A 21,239-nucleotide genomic window follows, 5' to 3' on the forward strand; every position below is an offset into this window, starting at 1 on the left:
GGAGGCTCTCATGGGTTCAGCTGAGACCGGCGCGCGGATCGGTGGCCAACGCCACGACGTAGCGGGCAGGATTTTCGGTCGGATTGCTAAAAACAGTTGGCCGGTCGAGGCGCATGGAGAGGCAGTCGCCGGTGCCGAGACGGAAGGTATCCTCGCCCAGCGCGAGCATGATAGAGCCCTCGATGATCCAGATCTGCTGATGAACGGTCGCTGCCCGGGATCCCGTATCGTAGGCCACCCGTGCACCGGCCGGGAGCACCACTTCCACCAGTTCGACGAGAGAGGGGAAGCCCGGAGCGGACAGGTTGCGCCGGGTGTAGCCGCTCTCCGGGTCGCGCCACACGCGCTGATCCTCGCGTCGCGACAGGGGAGAGGCGGCTGCGCTTTCCTGCGCGGCGAACAGGGAGGCCAGGGTTACGCCGAGCCCTGCCGCGAGCTTGTCGAGAACGGCCGCCGTCGGGCTGCTTTCGCCGCGCTCAATCAGGGAAATCATCGAGCGGCTGACGCCGGTGCGCTCGGCCAAGCCGTCCAGCGTCAACCCCGCTCGAACCCGAAGGTCGCGAAGACGAGCGGCAAGGTGGGTGCCGATATCTAGGGGGCTATCCATTAAACTAGAATGCATTTCCAAAATAATGGAGTCAAGGCGAAGGTCAGAAGCTTCCGGAAGATCGACGGTTCAGGAAAAAAGGGCTCGCCAGCCAGCTTGGCTGGCCGTATGGCTGCGGTTTGCTGTGGATCACGCAGGGGCAGTCCATTGCCCTGGGCAGAACAAAAGAAGATTTTCAACCCATGTCGAACGTGATCCCTCTCGCCCCCCGTCTGAAGCCGGGCCGGTCCGCTGCCGCGGAGGCAGAGGAGAGGGCTGCGCTCGCGGCCGAGCTCATCGACCTGATCGAGCGGGTCAGGGACCTGACGGAGCATGTGGCCGGCCTGCCGGGCCCGCCCTTGCAGATCCAGCAGACGGCGCAGCAACTGCTTGATGCCGGCACCGCCCTTGAGCGAGCCGTGGATTCGCTCACCGAGGGCGGCGAGTGGGTGCCGTTCTAAAGCCCCTCACTTTCTCAGCTATCGCAAAGCTTCCAACCGTTCCCGAGCCTGAGCCATGCCTAAGGTCTTCGCCTGCGTGTAGAACTCCCGTGCTTTGGCTGCGTCACCCTTCATACCCAATGCCCCGATCTTTGAGAGCATGTTGGGATCGAAGCTTTCTGCCAGCAGGAAGGCCGCTCGGGCATGGCCGCTCGCGAGCGCGCGCTCAAGAAGGAGACGCGCGCCGCTCACATCGCCCTTGCGCAACAGTTCCTCAGCGCGGGCGACGAGACGATCGTCGGGTTTCGCAGCTTCAGGGGCTGCCGGGGTTTCGCTTCTGAGCGACGGCCCATTCATGAGAGGCAGCGGCTGGATGCTGTCCGGCAAGGCCGCGACGACCACCGGAGCGTAAGCTTTGACGGGCAGGGCGGGCGTGACGTCCTGCTCGGCCGGCGCAGTTTGGGGTGGCTGTGGACCCGCTTGGGCCGCGGGAGCCGGAACGGCCTCGGGCTGAGGCGAGCCCAGTGGGGGCTCCGCACCGGTTGCGGCGAGCCGGAACATCACAGGAGCCGGACCCGGCTGCCGGGGCTCTTTGAAAGCTTGCAGTTCATCGCTGGCTGCAGCCAGTTCCTGCGTCAGCACATCGCCTCGAGTTTGAGCACGCGCCAGAGCCTGCTCCAGCTCGGCCGTCCTGGAGGCCGCCGACGCCAAGATCTCTTCCTTGAGAACCTGCAACTCGCGCAGATCCTTCTGAGCGCCGGCGAGCTGGCGCTCGGTCCGATCGATCCGCTCGCGTTCCTGCCGGAGGCGCTCCTCCGATGCGGCGATGTCCGCCGGGGTGGGCGCTTGCTCCTTCGCAGCCTGAAGGGTGCGATACTCCTCCTGGAGCCTTTGCAGCTCCTGCTTCAGCGTTTCGCTACGCTCCTGCTCCTGTTGCAGGGCCTGCTGCATTTCGACCGACCTGACGTTCTGAGAGGCGGTATCCGACTCCACGCGAGCCACAAGGGCTTTGTGCTCCTGCATCAGGGCTGCCAAAGTCTGTGAGGTCATGCCGCCGTAAGATCGCTCCCGCTCGAGAGCGTCTTGGAGTTCGGCCAGATTGGCGGCGCTGGTGTCTGCGATTGCGGTGCAGGCTCCCGGCTGGTCCGCCGCAGGGGATCGCGTCAGGAATGACGGCTGGGCCGGGGCTTGAACGTTGAGATCCTGCAACGCCTTGAGCAGGTCCGGATTGTTCAGGTGGTCGGAGAGCACGATGGCAAGAGTGCCGACCTCGATCGCTTTGTTGAGGCTTGTCTCCGCCGCTTTCACATCACCCTTGCGAATTGAGGCTTCGAGATCGGCCGCAAGCTGACGCCGATCCGCCGAGGTCAGCAGCAGCGGAAGCAGATTCTGAAGATCCTTCTGGGTGAGGGCGCTGCCGAGGGGACTGCCCACCGCCCCCGCAGCGGGGTCGATGCGGGGAGAACCCTGAGCGAATGCAGGACCGAGAAGCGTGAGGCCAAGGAATGTCGTGGTCAGCAATTCAGCGATGAAATGTCTTGATCCAGATGCGGTGTACCCAATCATGTCGGACCTCCTGTTGTTATCGCCGAAGGCTTGAGGAGCAGCCTTCGGCTTTGGGTCCTGCGTGGCGCGTCAGTCCTGCCGGTTCACCTTCCGGAGAGCCTTCTCCCGGTCGCCCTGCCAGGCCAAGAACTCCCGGAACAGAGCTTCACGTTCCTGGGGCGAGACGTTGAGCCCCCGGTTGTTCATGAAGAACTCGAAGCTCTGAACCTGGGGTGAGGACGTGCGAGCGGCGGTCGCGCGATCCAGCCAATCCTGCGCCGGCTTGACGCGCTCCCAACCGGGCACGTCGGCCGCAAGATTGACCTCCTTCCATTTCGGATGCCGGCCGGGCTGCAGGAACTCGTCGAACCGGGAGAAGAACGCGTCCACGAAGCGCTTTACGCGGTTGTAGCGGTCGGAATTCTCAGGCCAGTTGAACACGGCGAGCAGGCTGCCGACGGCCAGGGTCTCAACAGGCTTCTCCGCATCGACAAGCTGGGGATAGTCGGCATTTGCAAACCGCGCCGGGAAGTAGCTCTCGGCAATCTCGCCCTCGAACGGTATCGGCAGAAGATGGAAGCGTCCCTCGGTCTGGAACTCCGCAATGGCGCGCACCGGCCGTCCGGCCACATAGACGGCGGCCTGGATCTCGCCGGACTTGAGCTTCGCATAGGAGGATGCCTGATCAAACGTCGTGACCTCGGGCTTGATCCCAAGCTTCTCGAAGATCAGGCGCGAGGTCAGGTTGGTGCCGCTGCCGGCCTTGTCGATATTGACCTTCTGGCCATCGAGCTGCCGGATATCCGTGATCTGCCGGCTGGCGATGATATGGACCTCCTCATTGTAGAGGCGGGTGATGAACCGCAGGCGCCGGACTGCGCTGTCCTGAAGCTTCTCGGCTTTGAGCTGTTCGCGGGCATCCATCTGCACGATGCCGATGTCGACACCGCGCAGGAACATGATGTCGCGAAGGTTCTGCAGCGAGCCGCGGCCGATCATCGGCAGCACGCGCAGATCCTCGCCATCAAGCACATTGGCGAGATCCGCCGCGATGCGGATGTAGGTGCCGTCCGCACCGCCGGAGATGACACCGAGCGTGCCTGCATTCGCACGGGACGGGTTGAAGGCCGGCGCAGTCTGAGCCGATGCGACGGTCAGACCGGACACGAGAAAGGCCGCGACGGCGGCCGTTTGAGCAATGGATGATCCGAAACAACGGGATATGGAAGTGAAAACCGAAACCCGACCCGACATTCTTGTCCTCCCCGGAGGAGCCTTATGGCTGCTTGTCGATCCGATCGTGTCGTTCTTCAGCGTTTATGAGTAAGATGAAATTGCAACAGTGAAAAAACGAAACGAAAGAACGGCCATCGTATGCTTGTGAAACGCATGGTCAATCGTGCTTTGCGTCCAGATCAGTACTCATGAAGGGATAGAGAATAATCAGAAAGTGATAGGTTTTATCTTTATATTCCTTGTGAAAGCTGAATTTCTTATCGCTCACCCTCGTTCGGGCAACAGGGCCTTCTCACCGGATCGGCCGCGACATTAAGAATTTTATGAGCGCCCGGTGCCTCCTTTAACCGTCCGTTAACCATAAACGGTCGAAATCATAGGGCATTAAAGGAATCTGAACTCCCGTGACCATTGCCGTTCGAAATCGTCCGTCTCTTCGCTTCCGCGGCAGGTCCTTCATGGCCCTGGTCCTCGCGCCGGAAGTGCCGCTGAGGGACTGGCTCGAGGATCTCGATGCCGTCTCCGAGCGCTCCCCCGGATTTTTCACCGGGCGTCCCATCATTGCCGACGTATCGTCCCTGAAGCCGTCGAAGTCCGAGCTGAAGTTTCTGCTGGCGGCCTTCAAGATGCGCAACATCCGCGTCATCGGGCTCGAGGGCGCCGCGCCCGAGAACGTCGATGCCGACATGCCGCCGCAGATCAGCGGCGGTAAGCCCGCAGGCGACATCGACGTGCCGGATGCGGCGAACGCCGCCGTCGCCGCAGCAGGCTCGCCCTTCGCCGATGCGCCCGTGCCGGAAAAGTCGCTTCTCATCGAGGGCTCGGTGCGCTCGGGCCAGTCGATCCTGCATCCCGAGGGCGACGTGACGGTTCTGGGCTCCGTCGCCTCGGGTTCCGAGATCGTCGCGGGCGGTTCGATCCATGTTTACGGCTCCCTGCGCGGCCGGGCGATTGCCGGATGCACCGGCAATGCTAAGGCCCGCATCTTCTGCCGCAAGTTCGAAGCCGAACTGATTGCGATCGATGGGCTCTACAAGACCGCTGACGATCTGGGGGGCAAATTCCTCGGTCAGCCCGTGCAAGTGAACCTGGATGGCGATTCCATCATCCTGAAAACAATGGATTGAGAGAAAGAGAGACGACAATGGCCAAAGTCTTGGTCGTAACTTCCGGCAAGGGTGGCGTTGGCAAGACAACGTCTTCGGCAGCTCTGGGCGCGGCGCTGGCGCATGGCGGCGACAAGGTCGTCGTCATCGACTTCGACGTCGGCCTGCGCAATCTGGATCTCGTGATGGGCGCCGAGCGCCGCGTGGTGTTCGATCTCATCAACGTGGTGCAGGGCGATGCGAAGCTCAATCAGGCGCTCATCCGCGACAAGCGGCTGGAGAACCTGTCGCTGCTTCCCGCTTCTCAGACGCGCGACAAGGACGCGCTGACGGAAGAGGGCGTGGCCAAGGTGCTCAACGAGCTGCGCGAAAAGTTCGACTGGATCATCTGCGACAGCCCGGCGGGAATCGAGCGCGGCGCCACGATGGCCATGCGCCACGCGGATGTTGCCGTGGTCGTGACGAACCCGGAAGTGTCCTCGGTTCGCGACTCCGACCGCATCATCGGCCTCCTCGATTCCAAGACCGAGAAGGCCGAGAAGGGCGACCGCATCGAGAAGCACCTGCTGCTCACCCGCTACGACCCCGCGCGCGCCGAGCGCGGCGAGATGCTGAAAGTGGACGACGTGCTGGAGATCCTCTCCATCCCGCTGATCGGCATCATCCCCGAGAGCGAAGAGGTGCTGAAGGCTTCGAACATGGGCTCGCCTGTCACCCTCAACAATCCTGCGAGCGCGCCGGGTCGTGCCTATTTCGATGCCGCGCGCCGGCTCAAGGGCGAAACCGTCGAACTCACGATCCCGACCGATAAGAAGGGGCTGTTCGGCAAATTGTTCGGACGGAGGGCTGCATGAGCCTTTTGAGTTTCTTCAACCGGCGCACATCCGCGCCCGTCGCGCGCGAGCGCCTGCAGATCCTGCTGGCGCATGAGCGCGGCATCGTCGGGGGCAAGCCCGACCTCGTCGCCCAACTGCGGGAGGAGATCCTGGCCGTCGTCCGCCGCCACGTGATGGTGGAGCAGGACAACGTTCAGGTGAAGATGAACCGCGACTCCGACATCTCGACCCTTGAGATCGAGATCGAGATCCCTGCTCCGGTTCCAGCGCGCGCCTGAGATGCCGTGCCATGAAGGATAAGCGGCCCCGCATGACCGGGGCCGCTTTTTCATGGCTGCTGCTTGCCCCAGACGCCGATCTTGGCCTCGCGGGCCTTGTCGGCCGCGGCCTTGAGTTCCGGTGTCGCATCGTCGGTAGGCCGTCCGCCGCCATTGAACAGCACGACGCGCGACAGATCCTGATTGCCGACCTGGCACCGGTAGACATCGTTTGAACCGGCCGGCTCGCAGGCGACCTCGCGGCCGTTGAGATAGCGGGTCAGGTCCTCCGGCTTGCCGCCGCCCGGAGCCCATTCGACGCCGAACAGACGCACCACTTCGCCCTGCAGGGACAGGGTGGCCGTGTCGATCACGTCCGGAACGCCGCGAAGCGATGCGGACGACGCTGTCGAACCCGTCGTCGACGGTTCAGGATCCTGGAGAGTACTGGCTGTTTCAGTGCTGGCCGCAGCCGGCGCTGCCGCGCTGGCTTGAGGAGCGGGTGCATCGTCGCCCTGAAACAGGAAGGCGCCGACACCGAGGAGTGCCAGGAGCGCAACGACCCCCACGGCGACGCCTGGGCGAGCCCAGGAGCCTGTCCGTATTCCACCGAACACGGCCCGCTCATGTTCGGCTGCTACAGGAGCAGCTTGGTCTGCAGGTTCATTTTTCGAGCCGAGCGTTGGCGCCAGAGAGCTCCTCAGGCTGCTGAACCGGTCGCGGGACCATTCGTGAATGCGCGGCGTCCCAACCGGAGGGTTTTGAAGGGGAGCAGGTTCCGCCGATGACGGCGACGCTTCAACCTCGGGCGGCTGCGCTTCAGCTTCCAGCTTGAGCCAGTCCCGCTGCGGCTTCTCACGCTTTTCGGGATGTTGACCCGACGGCAGGCCGGGGGTTGCGTCCGACTTTACCGACCTGAACAGCACTCCATACCGGCCGCGCAATTCTTCCAGGAGATCCTGAAGCGTGAACTCCCTCTGCTGCTCATTCCGGTCGACCGTGCGGGGCTTGCCGTCCTGGTCGATGATGGTGAGCTTCAGTTCGCCATCAACCTCCGAGGGACGCACAGAGGATTCGATGATCAGTTCGAGTGCACGTCTTGCATCGTCGGTCGGATTGATCTTGTCGAGTTCCGCGCGGATGGTATCGCGCATTTCTTCTCGCATCCGGTTCCAGTTGCGGCGGGGATCCGTAGACGGACCGAGAGTGGTGGTTTCGTCATTCATGTGATGCACCCTCCAGGGCAAGATTTCGCTTGCGCTCCTGACCGAGCAGCGTGCTGTGTTCTGCGACGATGACGGGCCTGTCGCCGATGAAGTGGACAACGAGCTGCAGGGCGCCCGTACCCTGCGAAACCCGCCGGCGCCGGGGATGAGACGCCGTGTAGTCGAACACCGCATGGACCGTGCAGATCTCGCCTGCCGGATTGCACACGGTGCCAATCCCATCCTCGCGCGGACGGTAATCCCGTTCCGGCCAGCGCTTCACGAAGCGGCGCTTCTCATCGAAAAGCCGCTTCATCGACACCTCGCGCCCGTGAAAGAGCACACGCGGCGCATAGAAGGCCGCAGTCGATTCGAGAGCGGCGTCGTTAGGAGCCGACCATGAACTCAGATAATCGACCGTGAAGCGTTTGGCGGTGGCAGCCCGCGCCTCCCGCTTCTCGCCGGCGGGATCCTGCTTCGGCTGAGCGGTTGCCGCAGGCGGCGGGGTCGCGGCCGGTGGAGCGGCTTCGGGCTGCTGCGCCTGGCGGGTCGCCGGCGCTTCTGGTCGGACGATGGGCGTCTGCGGCTGAGCCGATTGGGCCGGCGGTGTTGCGGGCGCTGGCGGTGGCGAAGCGGCCTGTGGCGGCGGAGACGCGGGAGGAGCCGGCCTGACAGCATCAGGCGCCTGGGACGGCGTCGTCGCGCCCTCGGCGGGAGGGTCGACCCAGGAGCGTCCCGTCTGCGCAACGGCCATGGGGCCCGCGATCATCAGCAGGGTCAGGAGAGCGGATTTCGTTGCGAGCGGCCAGCCGATCTGCATGCGTTTCCAAAGGCCTCTTCTCAGAAAAGGTGACTGGGGAAAAGCGGGTGAAAGGCATCCCGGTTCCATGAATATCCTGGCCGGAAGCTCCGGCCAGGATGGACGGCAATCAATAGGTGATGAAATGAACTTGGCTGAAAAACGCTCGGTCAGAGCTGAGCGAGGGTGACGGACCCCACGCCTGAGATCCCGATCGCCTGCGCGGAGGCTTTCGAGAGATCGATGACGCGGCCATGGGCATAAGGACCACGATCATTGATACGTACCACCACTGACTTGCCAGTCTTCTTATTCACCACCTTCACCTTCGTGCCGAAGGGCAGGGTCCGGTGGGCGGCGGTCAATTCGTTGGTGTTGAAGGTTTCGCCGCTCGCCGTCTTGCGTCCGTGAAAGCCGGGGCCATACCAGGAGGCGGGGCCGCTCTGAATGATCTTCTCGGAGGTATTTGCGGGTTCAGCCTGTGCCACGGAGGCAGAGATGAAAGCCGACCCGGCAATGAACAAACTAGCGAGTGTGAGCGTTGCCTTGCGTTGATCCACGATGCATTCCCTTGTTCGTTGTGTTGGGCGTGCAAAATGGAGGCTAATGGGGCAACAATAAGACGTTCTACATGGTAGAGGATCGATTGATATAGCCTCAGGCCATGCAGGCTCATATCATATCTTATATATGTATGTTGTAACAAATTGTAGATATAGCCTTAAAAACATTCGAAAATCATGAGAAAGTATGATCTGGACCCAATGCTAGGAAGCAGCTGAGTCTTGGTCCGTGTGGGTGGACGGCAGAGTCGTCAGCCATAGGGCGAGGGAAAGAGCTGCGAGGAGCAGGATGGCGACGAGACCGGCAACGCCTGGCCATCCCGCACGAGCCCAGAACAAGCCTCCGATGGTGCCGATGGAGCTGGAGCCGAGATAGTAGCAGAACAGATAAAGGGCCGAAGCCTGCGCCTTTGCACTCACGGCCCTGCTGCCGACCCAGCTGCTGGCAATCGAATGACCGCCGAAGAAGCCGAAAGTCACGGCCACGATCCCTGCGGTGATGAGCACGAGATGGTCGAAGAGCGTCAGCGCTACGCCAGCCAGCATGATCACGATCATGACCCAGAGCACCCGCTTGCGACCGAGACGGTCGGCCAAGCCTCCAATCCAGGCGGAGCTCCAGGTGCCGATGAGATAGGCCGCAAAGATGGCTCCGATGGCGCTCTGGCTCAGGGAATAGGGCGGTTCCGTCAGGCGGTATCCCAGATAATTGTAGAGCGTCACGAAGCCGCCCATGAGCAGGAATGCCTCGGCGAACAGAGCGCGCAGGCCCGGATCCCGCAGGTGCTCGCCCATGGAGCGCAGCAGGTCCAGTGGACGGGCTTGGCGCGGCTGGAAATGGGCGGAAGCGGGCAGGCTTCGCCAGGCGGCGAAGGCCGAAGCCAAGCCGATGACACCGATGAGACCGATGGCCAGCCGCCAGGAACCGAGATCGGTGAGTACGCCGCCGATGATCCGCCCGGACATGCCGCCCACCGCATTGCCGCCGATGAACAGACCCATGGCGAGGCCGATGGATTTCGGATCGACCTCTTCGCTCACATAGGCCATCGCCACGGCCGGCAGGCCGCTCAAGGTGATGCCGATCAGCATGCGGGCCACCAGCAGGCTGGTCCAGTTGGGCGCGAGGGCGGACAGGATGGCCAGGAGGGCCGAGAGCAGGAGCGAGGCCACCATGATCGGCTTGCGTCCCCACACCTCCGACAGGGAGCCGGCCACCAGCATGGCCACGGCGAGAAAACCGGTGGAGAGCGACAGCGACAGGCTGCTTGCGGCTGCGCTCACATGGAACTCGCGCGAAAATTCCGGCAGCAGAGGCTGGACGCAGTAGAGAATGGCAAAGGTCGAGAAGCCGGACGCGAACAGCGCGAGATTCAGCCGGCGAAACGCGGGAGTTCCGCTCATCAGGCGGCTCGGGGTTTTCAGCGGATGATCGATCATCTGGTCTTCCCGCGCTTTCTGCACTGGCGAGGCATCTTTGATGAGGCTCAGGAGCCCTGAACTTCAGCGGTCCTATGCTCTTGGCGCAAGTGCATGTGTGTCTACCACATCATCCATTCGCTGAAAGCATGCTGTCTGTGTCGAGTTTGCACTTCTCCGCCGCCGAAAACCGTAGTTGATACAGATCGATTATCCTCCAAACTTGAGATCCTCAGGCTCGTCGCGATCCCGCGCGAGCCTCTTTTTTGAGCGCTTCATGAATTCCGATCCCGTTGCCCGGACGAATGCGGCTCCCTCTCCTTTGCGGGGCATCCTGTTCCTGATCGCATCCACCGTCGTGTTCTCCATTGCGGACGTGATCACCAAGCAACTGACCTCCACCCTGCCGCCGCCGGAGGTGGCGTGGATGCGCTATGCGACCTTCGCGCTCGTGATCATTCCGGTCATGCTCCTGAAGGGAGGACCCGCGCTCCTGCGCTCCCGGCGTCCGAAGCTGCAGGTGCTCAGGGGGCTGGGCATGGTGGGATCATCGCTCCTGTTCATCGAAAGCCTGCCCTATTTGCCCGTGGCCGATGCCACGGCGATCTTCTTCGTCTCGCCGATCCTGATCATGGCCCTGTCGGTTCTCTTCCTCGGCGAGACAGTGGGCTGGCGGCGCTGGAGCGCGGCGGCAGTCGGCTTCATCGGAGTCATGATCGTCGTCCGGCCTGGAACGGGAGCCTTCCAGTTCGCGGCTCTCCTGCCGATGATGGCCGCGTCGAGCTGGGCGGTGGGGGCTGTCGTGACCCGCAAGATCGTCGGCGATCATGCCTTCACGACGCTGGCCTACTCAGCCCTGGTCGGCACCGTGGTGCTGAGTGCGCTTCTGCCGTTCAACTGGGTGACGCCGGATGCGACGGAGATCGGTCTCGGCCTGAGCATGGGCGTGCTGTTCGCCATCGGGCACTGGTTCATCGTGCTTGCCTACAGGCACGGCAATGCATCGATGATTGCGCCGTTCTCCTATGTCCAGCTCATCTGGGCCGGCAGCCTGGGCTATCTGGTCTTCGGGTCGGTTCCCGATGCCTGGACGATCACCGGGGCCGGAATCATTGCGCTCAGCGGCCTCTATACAGCCTATCGCGAGCGCGTGCGTGCCCTGGAGAAGAAGTTCCCGGCCTGACCGGGGACGGGACGATTCCTCAGGCTCCAGAATGGACGACCCGCAGGCGCGGGCGCGCTGTCCGGCTGAGGAAGTTGATCTCGACGAAATCCCCATCCTCGGAACCCTCGACGAGCCGGTAGCCGAACTGTTCCACCAGAGCACGCACCTGTCCCAGATTCTCACGGGAGATCTTGCGGGTGAACTCCGTCAGATCCTGGCTCATCAGCGCCGCCACGATGCCGATCTCGACCCCCTGGTCGAAATCGGCGCTGCGCGCCGGAAAACGAAGCCGCATACCCTCAGCAAGATGGATGTGGTGCATGGGATCCTGGTCAGTTCACGTCGTGTCGGGCGGTGTTTATCGGGCCAAAAATCCTACCGGTTACTTAAAACCGCAGGGGAGGCCCCAGGTCGCTCAAGGCGTGGTTAATCCTTTGTGCAGCGTGGATCCCGAAGCTGAGCTTTGCATTTATCCTGCACGAACCCTCCTCTGCCGGCATGAGCAGGACGGCAGGGCGGCAAGGCAGTGAGGCACAGCATGAAGCAGCTTTTGGTGGGAACGGTAGTCGCCACAGGTCTCTTGGGATCGGCGGCCTTGGCGGCGGACGTGACGACGATTGTCGGGGTCAGATCAAGCCAGGTCCCGACCACGCGCGCCATCGCTCGGCTCGCCGACCAGGGGCTCGGCTATTCGGTGCTCCATGACGTGCCGGGTGTTCCGCTGCGCGGCTATCGTGTGCATGTCACCTGCGCCATCGACGAGAGCTTCATGCAGACCTACTGCCCGACCCCAGTCTACGTCTCCTCTTGCCCCAGGGCTCGCATCACATGCGCGGGCGGCACGCAGGAGGTTCGGGCGCTGCGTCTGAAATACTGATGGCCTCAGAGTTTGCCCCGTGGGCTGGGGTGGACTAGAAGCCCTCGTTCAGCGATGGGCCAACAGATTGCACGACACGACACGAAGCGGCGTCTACGGGATGCCACCGGCCGAACTGGCTGAGACGCCGGACGGGGCCATTCAGTTCTCGCCCTTGCTTGCAGGCTCTGCGAAGCTCGAAGAGCAGCCGGAGGGCTCGCTCAGCGAGATGCTCGTGCTGGCGCCGCCCGGCACCGTGGAGCGGCGCTACACCACCGCGCTGGCCCTGCGGGCGCTTGCTCCCGGCAGCGTCCTGACCATCCTCGCGCCCAAGGACAAGGGCGGCTCGCGGATTGCCAAAGAACTCAAAGGCTTCGGCTGTGCGGTCTCGGAGACCTCCCGGCGGCATTACCGCATCTGCATCTGTGAGCGGCCCTCGCTACCGACGGGAATCGACGAGGCGCTGGCCGAGGGCGGGCCGCGTCTGGATGAGGGGTTTGGATTCTGGACCTGGCCCGGCGTGTTCAGCTGGAACCGCCTCGACCCCGGCAGCGTGCTGCTGGAGCAGAACCTGCCCGTGTTCAGCGGCCGGGGCGCGGATTTCGGCTGCGGCATCGGCGTTCTCGCCCGCGCGATCCTGGCCTCTCCCACGGTGGAGCATCTGGCGATGCTCGATATCGACCGCCGCGCCATCGAGATGGCCGCCCGCAACATCACCGATCCACGCGGTGACCCGCGCTGGGCCGATGTCAGAAACGGCACCGGGCTCAAAGGGCTCGACTTCGTGGTCATGAACCCGCCGTTTCACGACGGCGGCGCCGAGGACCAGAGCCTGGGCCAGAGTTTCATCCGCCAGGCAGCCGAGGCTCTGCGGGCTGGAGGCGTTCTGTGGCTCGTCGCCAACCGGCATCTGCCCTACGAAGGGGTTCTGAAACCGCTGTTCCGGCGCGTAACCCTGAAGGTGGAGGCCGGCGGATACAAGATCTACGAGGCGCTGAAATGAGCAAGACACCGACCCTGCGTCTCGACCGGCTTCTGGCCAATCTCGGCTACGGCTCGCGCCGCGAGGTGCAGCAGCTTGTCTGGGCCGGGCTTGTGACCCTGGACGGGGAGGTAATCGAGGATTCCGATCAGCGCATTGCCGTCACCCGCGACCTCTCGGAGAGGATGAAGGTTCAGGGCAAGCCTCTCGATCCGCCTCCGGGTCTGATCCTGATGCTGCACAAGCCGCTAGGGGTTACCTGCTCGCACAAGGAGGCGGGTCTCCTGGTCTATGGCCTTCTGCCCGAGCGCTGGCGCCGGCGCGACCCGGCCCTCTCGACGGTCGGGCGTCTCGACAAGGAGTCATCGGGGCTGCTGCTGATGACCGATGACGGCAATCTCCTGCACCGCATCATCTCGCCCCGCGCCAACATCTCCAAGCGCTACCACGTGACCCTCGACCGGATGCTGAAAGGGGATGAGGCCGAGATCTTCGCCTCGGGAACCCTGATGCTGGAGGGGGAGGACAAGCCGCTCCTGCCCGCGCAACTGGACGTGCTTTCCCCGACGAGCGCCCATGTCACGGTGACTGAGGGGCGCTACCATCAGGTCCGACGCATGTTCGCCGCCCTGGGCAACCACGTCACGGCCTTGCACCGCAACCGGATCGGCGCTTTGGAACTCCCGGCGGATCTGGAACCGGGACAGTTCCGGCTCATGAGCGAGGCTGACCTCGGCATGATCCTGCCGCCGGTCAACAAGGCTTCACATTGATATCCCATGATCCGGCCCTTCAAGCTGCAGGGATTTGTTCAGTTGCTCCTCAGATTCGGGTCCTATAGGAAGAACAACAGGTGGGATGCCGTTCAAGACATCACCTGGATCAGACGGATACCGCATTGGCCCGTTCGCGCCTCAACCGTTTTCTCGTTCAGGCCCTACTCGGCCTGCTTCTCTTCACATGGCTTCCAGCCATGGGGGCAGCCGATTTCACACTTCTGGATGATCTCGCGCATGTTCTCTCACTATCTGAGGGAGCTGAGGCAGACGATGCAGCATGCCCTGACACCTCCGAAGATGGGAGTGGGGTTGATGATGCCATTCCCTCGGGCTTGTTCTGCCGATCAATGGACGGCGGACTCGGGCAAGATTGGCGTCACAGGGTCTTAAGGGTTGCTGATATTTCCGGCCATCCCGGAGCCCCGCAGGCAACGGGTCCGCCAAGCTTGTCAAACTGAGCAGATCCGGGGGCTGTATCCCTCGGGCGTTTTCACCCGCTCCGCATCTTTCAAGTTTGCGCCCTTATTCCTTCCGAGACTGTCGCTAAGCCGCAACTGGCTTGAGCGCCTGTTCGCCTCGGCAGCTTTTGACAAGTTCATCATCATGGAAGCCCTTCTCCCACACGTTCTGAAACTCCTCGGTATCATCTGGATCAATATCATCCTGTCCGGCGACAATGCGGTGGTCATCGCATTGGCCTGCCGCGGCCTTCCGGAAGACAAACGCCGCATCGGCATGATTCTTGGGGCCGGCGTTGCCGTTGGCCTGCGCATCATCTTCACGATCCTCGTCGCAGCGCTCCTGGCAACACCCTTCCTGAAGATCATCGGCGGCTTGCTCCTGCTCTGGATAGCCGTGAAGCTTCTGAGCGGCGATGACGACGAAGGATCAGTGAAGGAAACCGATCGTCTCTGGCATGCGGTCTGGACCGTCGTGGTCGCCGATGCGGTCATGAGCCTCGACAACGTTCTCGCGATTGCCGCGGTCGCTCAGGACTCAACAGTTCTGCTTGCCGTTGGGCTGGCCATCTCGATCCCCCTCATCGTCGCGGGCGCCGCCCTGATCATGGCGCTCCTGGACCGCCTGCCCCTCCTGGTCTGGGCCGGTGCGGCCCTTCTGGGCTGGGTCGCGGGTGAGATGCTGATCTCCGATCCCTGGCTGCTTGAGCACCTCGGCCAGGAGTTGAGCCATAAGGCGGAAATTCCGAGCGCTGTCCTCGGGGCCGTCCTGGTGCTGGCCATCGGCTATATTGCCCGTCACCGAGCCGCAGGCGGCGAGGCTTAGACCTCTGAGGTGGCTCACTGGAGGTTCGGTCCTGCCACCATCTTGTCCTTTAGCTGAGCGGCAGGACCGAATCCGACATCAAGACCCAGATGAACTCCGCCAGAGGTTGCCCTCAAGCCCGTAATCGGGTAGGGAAAGTTCAGGCCCATCGCCTCAAGCACCCGTAGCTCAGCTGGATAGAGCGTTGCCCTCCGAAGGCAAAGGTCACACGTTCGAATCGTGTCGGGTGCGCCATTTCTCAACTCCTTCGGAGCAAGAGGTCGGGCGCATGGGTCAATCTCTCTTAAACTGATGGTCAGCACTCCCGGACACCGTGGTCAGCGGCCAGGAAATTGCGAGCCCGTTATTGTCCAGGCAATTCATGTCTGGTTGAAGAGACTACTTCCCGATGAAGGCGTTTGCGAGAATCGTCGTGGCGTAGGCTGACATGACGAAGAACGGGCCAAGCACGGACGCCGACACAAGCAGGACAAGCGAGTTCTTGAGGATACGCATCGTGAGGCTCCTTCACTGTGGGGCCTCGACCTTAAGGGCGATAGGGTTAACCTTAACCTAACCTTGGCGCATAGGTTGGCCGGGTATGGAGGAGCCCTCGCGCGTGCCTACGACAAGCCTCCATGCGAGGGCTCGGATGCTGTCAGTCGCAGCGACGAACACGCCGGGTGACGGAACCGCCCCAGCGATCCTCTTCCACGATCGTGACATTCCGGCACCGCTCTTCATAGGCACCATAGCGTCGCTCATCATGTCGGGCATCGCGCCGGCCCTGCTCATAGGCGCGCTCGGCTTCCCGGCGCTCGCGCCACCGTTCACGCCGTTCCCGCTCCTCCTGCTGAGGATCACGAACACCAATCTGCGGACGGCCATCGGGACCAATGCCGAACTGAATGCTCGGCTGAGCTATTGAAGGCGTGCCGGCAAGAAGACCAGAACCGATGGTGATGACAGCCAGAAGAGCAAATTTTCTCATGGGTTCAATTCCTTAGGTGATCGCGACGTAACGTCCGTTCACCAAGGCAGTTCCAATCCACGGCCGCGCCGCGGTGCCTTGCCTCACACTTCAATCAGGATTCTTACGTTCAGGCCGTCAGCGGTCTTTCTGAAAAGCTTATGCTCTGAGGGGCTTACGGGGAGGGTGATGAGTCGGCAGGTCAGAAGCTTTCGATTCTTCTCCTGCGCGCGATGTTTGGCCTGTATGAGCTTTTTGCTCTCCTTCGGTGAGGCATTCCCGCCTGGTAACCTGCTGATATCTCTTTCCTGAAAGATCAATCGTGATCTGACGGCCGGAGATGGGATCGAAAATCGTCATCGAGGTCTGCTCTCGTCGAGGCGGGAGGATCTCGCCGCCTGCACGAGAGGAACGGCCGAATCCGAACTCCGTTCGGACGACAGCTTCTGCAATGTGCGCTTGAGCACCAGGACCGGTGAAGTCTTCACCGATAGGGCTGAGGGTTCCGCCGCGCTATGATCCAGACTGCGTGGACGATGCCAGGGATGTAGCCCAGGATCGTCAGCAGAATGTTGAGCCAGAACTGACCGCCCAAACCCACGGTGAAGAACACGCCGACAGGCGGCAGGAGGATGGCAAGAAGAATGCGAAGCAGGTTTCCCATAAGCTCAGATCGCTGGTGAAGTCAGGAGTGGAACGGGAAGGCGCCCCTCCTGTTCCAACCCCATCATGCAATCGTGACCCCGCCATCCACGACCACGGTCTGGCCTGTCATGAAGCTCGAGGCCGGGGAGGCCAGGAAGGCAGCCACGGGGCCGATCTCGTCCGGCGTGCCGATCCGGCGCAGGGGCGTCTGGCTGTTGCGCTGCTCCAAGGCCTGCTCGTCCTCCCACAGCGCCCGCGCGAAATCGGTTTTGACCAGGCCCGGCGCGATGCAGTTGATGCGCACGTTCTTCGGGCCCCACTCCACCGCGAGATTGCGGGCCAGCGCAAAGTCCGCCGCTTTGGATATACCGTAGCCGCCGATCACGCCTGTCCCGCGCAGACCCGCGATGGACGAGACGATGACGACAGCGCCGCCGCCCCGCTCGGCCATCTCCGGAATGACGAGGTTGCAGAGCCAGAGATTGCTCTTCACGTTTGCGCCCATGATCTTGTCGAAGACCTCATCGCTGAGGCTGCTCATGGGGCCGTAGACCGGATTGACGGCGGCGTTGCAGACCAGGATGTCAATCGGCCCGAGACGCTCCCGTGTGCCGGCGACGAGCGCTTCGACTTCCGCTTTGCGTGAGATGTTACAGGGAATGGCGATGGCTTCGCCGCCTTTTGCCCGGATGCCGTTCACCACCGGCTCGCAGGCTTCGATCTTGCGGCTCGATACCACGACCCTGGCGCCGAGCGAGGCCATGGTTTCCGCGATGGAGCGCCCGATGCCGCGGCTCGAGCCGGTGACGATGGCCACCTTTCCGGAAAGGTCGAAGGGGTTGGTCATGCGGCGGGCCCTGCATTGTGCGGCCGGTCAGTCGGCCTGTATTTCGCAAGTTCGATCTTGGCGACAGTCTCGCGATGGACTTCATCCGGGCCATCGACGAGCCTGAGCACGCGGGCACGGGCATAGGCATAGGCCAGGTGGAAATCCTGGCTGACGCCGCCGCCGCCATGAAGCTGGATGGCCCGGTCCACGACCTTCAAGGCCGCCGCCGGAGCCGCAACCTTGATCATGGCGATCTCGGCGCGGGCCGCCTTGTTGCCGACCTCGTCCATCATGCGTGCGGCCTGGAGCGTCAGCAGGCGCGCCTGGTCGATCTCCATGCGCGACTCGGCGATCCAGTGGCGCGTCACGCCATGGTCGGCAACGGCCCTGCCGAACGTGTTGCGCGACAAGGCCCGCTTGCACATGGTCTCCAGCGCACGCTCGGCCAAGCCGATGGAGCGCATGCAGTGATGGATGCGGCCAGGTCCCAGTCGCCCTTGAGCGATCTCGAAGCCACGACCTTCGCCGAGCAGGATGTTCGATGCTGGAACGCGCACGTTGTCGAAGACCACCTCCGCGTGGCCGTGCGGCGCGTCGTCATAGCCGAAGACCGTGAGCGGCCGGACCACTGTCACGCCGGGCGTGTCCATCGGCACCAGAACCATCGATTGCTGCTGGTGCTTGGGCGCGTTCGGGTCGGTCTTGCCCATGACGATGGCGATCTTGCAGCGCGGGTCCATGGCCCCGGAGGTCCACCATTTGCGACCGTTGATCACGTATTCATCGCCCTCGCGGCGGATCTCGGTGCGGATGTTGGTGGCGTCCGACGAGGCCACCTCCGGCTCGGTCATGGCAAAGCACGAGCGGATCTCGCCCTCCATCAGGGGCTTGAGCCAGCGCTCCTTGTGTTCCTCCGATCCATAGAGAATCAGTGTCTCCATGTTGCCCGTATCGGGCGCCGAGCAGTTGAACGGCTCAGCCCCGATGGGCGAGCGCCCCATGACCTCGCAGACCATGGCGTATTCCAGGTTGGACAAGGAATCCGGGTAGTGGCGCTTGGGCAGGAACAGGTTCCACAGACCCTGAGCTTTGGCGCGCTCCTTCAGATCCTCCATGACTGCGGGAATGCCCCAGCGGTTGGGCATGGCGTTGAGCTGCTGCTCGAAGATTTCTTCCGCCGGATAAACATGGGCTTCCATGAATTCCGTGACGCGGTGGCGCAGGTCTTCTGCCCGTGGGCTTATGGGAAACAGCATCGACGTCTCCTGTCAGGCCGCCATCAGGCCGCCGGTTTCAGCAAGCTTCGACAGATGGTGATCGGCATCGCCGAACAGCGTGTCGATCATCGTTACGCGCTTGAAGAGGTGTCCGACCTTGTACTCCATGGTCATGCCGACGCCGCCGTGCAGTTGGATCGCCTGCTGGCCGACAAAGCGGCCCGAGCGGCCGATCTGTACCTTCGCGGCCGAGATGGCCTTGCGGCGCTCCTCCGCATTCTGTTCCTGCGCCATCATGGCGGCGAACATCGCCATGCTGCGCCCCTGTTCGAGCGCGATGAACATCTCGGACGAGCGATGCTGCAGCACCTGGAACGACCCGATGGTGGTGTTGAACTGCTTTCGGGTCTTCAGGTAGTCGACCGTGAGTTTGAGCATCTCGTCCATGGCGCCGATGGCCTCGGCGGTAAGCGCCGCGATGGCGATGTCGGTCACCTTTTCCACGACCGGCAGGGCGCCTTCCGGATTGCCGATGACGTTCTCGGCATCCACACGCACGGATTCCAGCGTCACTTCGGCGGCGCGCTGCCCGTCCTGCGTCGGGTAGCCGCGTCGTGAGACGCCCGGCGCATTCGCATCCAGGAGAAACAGGCCGATGCCGTCCCGGTCGCGGCGGGAGCCGGCGACGCGGGCCGTCACCAGGATCTTGTCGGCGCTGTCGCCGTGAAGCACGACGCTTTTCTGCCCGTTGAGAACGAAGCTGCCGCCGTCGCGCTGCGCGGCTGTTCCGACATCGAAGAGGTCGTAGCGCGACTGCCGCTCCGTGTGGGCGAAGGCGAGGCGAAGATCGCCGGATGCGATCTGGGGCAGATAAGCGGATTTCTGCTCCTCGCTGCCGCCATGCTGCAGCAGGCCGCCGCCGAGGATCACGGTCGCGAGATAGGGCTCGAGTGCCAGCGAACGCCCGAACGCCTCCATGATCGCCATGGTCTCCACAGGCCCGCCGCCGAAGCCGCCATGCGCCTCGTCGAAGGGGAGCGCGAGAAGGCCCAGCTCCGCATAGGCGCTCCACAGTTCCTTGCTCCAGCCCTCCGGCTCCTTGGCATAACGCTGGCGGCTTTCGAAGTCGTAGCGGTCCGCCATCAGGCGATCGACGCTGTCCTTCAGGAGGCGCTGTTCTTCGCTGAGATCAAAGTCCATGTCTTGTCTCCTTGTCATTCCCGGCCGGAGTGCAACGGAGGGGAAGGGAACACACCCGTATGCACACCGCTATGGATCCCCTTTCCGGTCCTTTCGGACCGCCGGGGATGACATTCATTTCAGAACCCCAAGATGGCCTTAGCGATGATGTTCTTCTGGATTTCGTTCGAGCCGCCGTAGATCGAGATCTTGCGCCAGTTGAAATAGGTCGGCGCCGCGGTGCTCGCCCAGTCCGGTCCGTCGATGGGCTCGTTGCGGCCTTCCTCCTCCGGGTGGTAGGGCATGGCGAAGGGACCGACGACTTCCATCAGCAGTTCGGTGGTCGCCTGCTGAATCTCGGAGCCCTTGATCTTGAGGATCGAGGAGGCCGGATCGGGTTTGCCCTTCTCGCGCCGGCTCTCAGCCGCCACCACGCGCAGCTGCGTCATCTCGAGCGCCTTCAGCTCCACCTCGACGGCCGCGAGCTTCTCGCGGAAGCGCGGGATCTCGATCAGCGGAACGTCTCCGATGCGCTCCAGGCTTGCGAGCTCGCGCACGCGCTTCAGGCGCGCCTTCGAGATGCCGATGCGCGCGATGCCGACACGCTCGTTGCCCAGCAGGAACTTGGCATAGTCCCAGCCCTTGTTCTCCTGGCCGACGAGGTTCTCGGCCGGCACGCGCACGTCGTCGAAGAACACCTCGTTGACCTCATGCCCGCCGTCGATGGTCTGAATCGGACGCACGGTAATCCCCGGCGTCTTCATGTCGATGAGCAGGAAGGAGATGCCCTCCTGCTTCTTCACGGCGGAATCCGTGCGGGCTAGACAGAAGATCCAATCCGCATGCTGGGCCAGCGTGGTCCAGGTCTTCTGGCCGTTGACGATATAGAAGTCACCCTCGCGCTTGGCCGTGGTCTTGAGCGATGCGAGGTCGGAGCCGGCACCCGGCTCGGAGAAGCCCTGGCACCACCAGTCGTCGAGATTGGCGATGCGCGGCAGGAAGCGGCGCTTCTGCTCGTCGTTGCCGAAGGTATAGATGACCGGACCGACCATGCTGACGCCGAAGGCCAGCGGCTCGGGGGCCGGCGCCTGCTGCAGCTCGTCACGGAAGATGTACTGCTTCACCGGGCTCCAGCCGGTGCCGCCCCATTCCACCGGCCAATGCGGTACGGCCCAGCCTTTGGCGTTGAGAATGCGGCTCCAGGTGACGAGGTCGTCTTTGCTCGGATGATGGCCCTCGATCATCTTGCGGCGGATCGAGTCGGGCAGGGCGGTGCGGAAGAATTCGCGAACCTCGTCGCGGAAGGCGAGCTCCTCATCGGTGAAGCGCAGATCCATGGGCGATATCCTCTAGGCAGAGAAA

The 21,239-nt window shown here is 63.0% G+C and carries 23 protein-coding genes and 1 tRNA gene; 11 read left to right on the forward strand and 13 right to left on the reverse strand.

Going from position 1 to position 21,239, the window contains the following annotated elements:
* Nucleotides 1–16: 16 nt before the first annotated feature.
* Nucleotides 17–607, reverse strand: a complete 591-nt coding sequence (locus FHR70_RS16090) for a helix-turn-helix domain-containing protein (RefSeq protein WP_183451970.1) — start codon at nucleotides 605–607, stop codon at nucleotides 17–19.
* 182 nt (nucleotides 608–789) lie between these two features.
* On the opposite strand from FHR70_RS16090, the gene FHR70_RS16095 reads away from it, so the two are divergent.
* Nucleotides 790–1,047 carry a hypothetical protein gene (locus FHR70_RS16095; RefSeq protein WP_183451972.1) on the forward strand — a complete coding sequence of 86 codons (258 nt, stop codon included), beginning with the start codon at nucleotides 790–792 and terminating at the stop codon, nucleotides 1,045–1,047.
* Nucleotides 1,048–1,065: 18 nt separating this feature from the next.
* Here FHR70_RS16095 and FHR70_RS16100 read toward each other — a convergent pair whose 3' ends face one another.
* Both FHR70_RS16100 and FHR70_RS16105 read right to left on the reverse strand, forming a co-directional pair.
* Nucleotides 1,066–2,592 (reverse strand): coiled-coil domain-containing protein, encoded by a 1,527-nt coding sequence (locus tag FHR70_RS16100; protein ID WP_183451974.1) that lies wholly within the window; start codon nucleotides 2,590–2,592, stop codon nucleotides 1,066–1,068.
* A gap of 69 nt (nucleotides 2,593–2,661) precedes the next feature.
* Nucleotides 2,662–3,738, reverse strand: a complete 1,077-nt coding sequence (locus FHR70_RS16105) for a TAXI family TRAP transporter solute-binding subunit (RefSeq protein ID WP_183451976.1) — start codon at nucleotides 3,736–3,738, stop codon at nucleotides 2,662–2,664.
* Nucleotides 3,739–4,265: 527 nt separating this feature from the next.
* On the opposite strand from FHR70_RS16105, the gene minC reads away from it, so the two are divergent.
* From minC to minE, 3 genes are read left to right on the forward strand one after another with little or no spacing between them, the layout of a single operon-like run.
* Nucleotides 4,266–4,934 carry a septum site-determining protein MinC gene (gene minC / locus FHR70_RS16110; protein WP_210277662.1) on the forward strand — a complete coding sequence of 223 codons (669 nt, stop codon included), beginning with the start codon at nucleotides 4,266–4,268 and terminating at the stop codon, nucleotides 4,932–4,934.
* 17 nt (nucleotides 4,935–4,951) lie between these two features.
* On the forward strand, nucleotides 4,952–5,767 hold the full coding sequence (gene minD / locus FHR70_RS16115; RefSeq protein WP_183451980.1) for a septum site-determining protein MinD: 816 nt from the start codon (nucleotides 4,952–4,954) through the stop codon (nucleotides 5,765–5,767).
* Entirely contained in the window at nucleotides 5,764–6,027 is a 264-nt protein-coding gene (minE, locus tag FHR70_RS16120) for a cell division topological specificity factor MinE (protein ID WP_183451982.1), read from the forward strand. Before minD ends, minE begins: the two co-directional genes overlap by 4 nt.
* A gap of 50 nt (nucleotides 6,028–6,077) precedes the next feature.
* Here the strand turns inward: minE and FHR70_RS16125 are convergent, their stop codons facing one another.
* The 4 genes from FHR70_RS16125 to FHR70_RS16140 all read right to left on the reverse strand — a co-directional run bounded on the left by FHR70_RS16125 (nucleotide 6,078) and on the right by FHR70_RS16140 (nucleotide 10,013).
* A complete protein-coding gene (locus tag FHR70_RS16125; RefSeq protein ID WP_183451984.1) occupies nucleotides 6,078–7,232 on the reverse strand; it encodes a thermonuclease family protein in 1,155 nt (384 codons plus the stop codon).
* Entirely contained in the window at nucleotides 7,225–8,031 is an 807-nt protein-coding gene (locus tag FHR70_RS16130) for a hypothetical protein (RefSeq protein ID WP_183451986.1), read from the reverse strand. The genes FHR70_RS16125 and FHR70_RS16130 overlap by 8 nt, the downstream gene beginning before the upstream one ends.
* A 149-nt stretch (nucleotides 8,032–8,180) precedes the next feature.
* Nucleotides 8,181–8,570, reverse strand: a complete 390-nt coding sequence (locus FHR70_RS16135) for a septal ring lytic transglycosylase RlpA family protein (RefSeq protein ID WP_183451988.1) — start codon at nucleotides 8,568–8,570, stop codon at nucleotides 8,181–8,183.
* A 207-nt stretch (nucleotides 8,571–8,777) separates the two neighbouring features.
* Nucleotides 8,778–10,013, reverse strand: a complete 1,236-nt coding sequence (locus FHR70_RS16140) for an MFS transporter (protein WP_183451990.1) — start codon at nucleotides 10,011–10,013, stop codon at nucleotides 8,778–8,780.
* A 256-nt stretch (nucleotides 10,014–10,269) separates the two neighbouring features.
* On the opposite strand from FHR70_RS16140, the gene FHR70_RS16145 reads away from it, so the two are divergent.
* On the forward strand, nucleotides 10,270–11,175 hold the full coding sequence (locus FHR70_RS16145; RefSeq protein WP_210277663.1) for a DMT family transporter: 906 nt from the start codon (nucleotides 10,270–10,272) through the stop codon (nucleotides 11,173–11,175).
* A 19-nt stretch (nucleotides 11,176–11,194) separates the two neighbouring features.
* On the opposite strand, the gene FHR70_RS16150 is transcribed toward FHR70_RS16145, so the two are convergent.
* Entirely contained in the window at nucleotides 11,195–11,479 is a 285-nt protein-coding gene (locus FHR70_RS16150) for a hypothetical protein (RefSeq protein WP_183451992.1), read from the reverse strand.
* Between the two features lie 216 nt (nucleotides 11,480–11,695).
* On the opposite strand from FHR70_RS16150, the gene FHR70_RS16155 reads away from it, so the two are divergent.
* From FHR70_RS16155 to FHR70_RS16180, 6 genes are all read left to right on the forward strand, one after another.
* Nucleotides 11,696–12,034, forward strand: a complete 339-nt coding sequence (locus FHR70_RS16155; RefSeq protein ID WP_183451994.1) for a hypothetical protein — start codon at nucleotides 11,696–11,698, stop codon at nucleotides 12,032–12,034.
* 100 nt (nucleotides 12,035–12,134) lie between these two features.
* On the forward strand, nucleotides 12,135–13,016 hold the full coding sequence (locus tag FHR70_RS16160) for a class I SAM-dependent methyltransferase (protein ID WP_183452498.1): 882 nt from the start codon (nucleotides 12,135–12,137) through the stop codon (nucleotides 13,014–13,016).
* Complete coding sequence (locus tag FHR70_RS16165) at nucleotides 13,013–13,768, forward strand: pseudouridine synthase (RefSeq protein ID WP_183451996.1); 756 nt, start codon at nucleotides 13,013–13,015, stop codon at nucleotides 13,766–13,768. The genes FHR70_RS16160 and FHR70_RS16165 overlap by 4 nt, the downstream gene beginning before the upstream one ends.
* Nucleotides 13,769–14,377: 609 nt before the next feature.
* The gene (locus tag FHR70_RS16170) at nucleotides 14,378–15,058 is read left to right on the forward strand and encodes a TerC family protein (protein ID WP_183451998.1); all 681 of its coding nucleotides are present in this window, start codon (nucleotides 14,378–14,380) and stop codon (nucleotides 15,056–15,058) included.
* A gap of 157 nt (nucleotides 15,059–15,215) precedes the next feature.
* Nucleotides 15,216–15,292 (forward strand) — tRNA-Arg (locus FHR70_RS16175).
* 397 nt (nucleotides 15,293–15,689) lie between these two features.
* Nucleotides 15,690–15,965 carry a hypothetical protein gene (locus tag FHR70_RS16180; RefSeq protein WP_183452000.1) on the forward strand — a complete coding sequence of 92 codons (276 nt, stop codon included), beginning with the start codon at nucleotides 15,690–15,692 and terminating at the stop codon, nucleotides 15,963–15,965.
* A gap of 526 nt (nucleotides 15,966–16,491) precedes the next feature.
* Here the strand turns inward: FHR70_RS16180 and FHR70_RS16185 are convergent.
* The 5 genes from FHR70_RS16185 to pimC form a co-directional block, all read right to left on the reverse strand.
* Nucleotides 16,492–16,671, reverse strand: coding sequence for a YqaE/Pmp3 family membrane protein (locus FHR70_RS16185; protein ID WP_183452002.1), 180 nt, complete (start codon nucleotides 16,669–16,671; stop codon nucleotides 16,492–16,494).
* A gap of 63 nt (nucleotides 16,672–16,734) precedes the next feature.
* Nucleotides 16,735–17,499, reverse strand: a complete 765-nt coding sequence (locus FHR70_RS16190) for an SDR family NAD(P)-dependent oxidoreductase (protein ID WP_183452004.1) — start codon at nucleotides 17,497–17,499, stop codon at nucleotides 16,735–16,737.
* The gene (locus FHR70_RS16195) at nucleotides 17,496–18,737 is read right to left on the reverse strand and encodes an acyl-CoA dehydrogenase family protein (protein ID WP_183452006.1); all 1,242 of its coding nucleotides are present in this window, start codon (nucleotides 18,735–18,737) and stop codon (nucleotides 17,496–17,498) included. Before FHR70_RS16195 ends, FHR70_RS16190 begins: the two co-directional genes overlap by 4 nt.
* Nucleotides 18,738–18,749: 12 nt before the next feature.
* On the reverse strand, nucleotides 18,750–19,898 hold the full coding sequence (locus FHR70_RS16200) for an acyl-CoA dehydrogenase family protein (RefSeq protein WP_183452008.1): 1,149 nt from the start codon (nucleotides 19,896–19,898) through the stop codon (nucleotides 18,750–18,752).
* 119 nt (nucleotides 19,899–20,017) lie between these two features.
* Nucleotides 20,018–21,214: a pimeloyl-CoA dehydrogenase large subunit gene (gene pimC, locus FHR70_RS16205; protein WP_183452010.1), complete on the reverse strand. Its 1,197-nt coding sequence runs from the start codon at nucleotides 21,212–21,214 to the stop codon at nucleotides 20,018–20,020.
* Nucleotides 21,215–21,239 lie beyond the last annotated feature (25 nt).

The organism is Microvirga lupini (assembly GCF_014191055.1).
Taxonomy (GTDB): domain Bacteria; phylum Pseudomonadota; class Alphaproteobacteria; order Rhizobiales; family Beijerinckiaceae; genus Microvirga; species Microvirga lupini_A.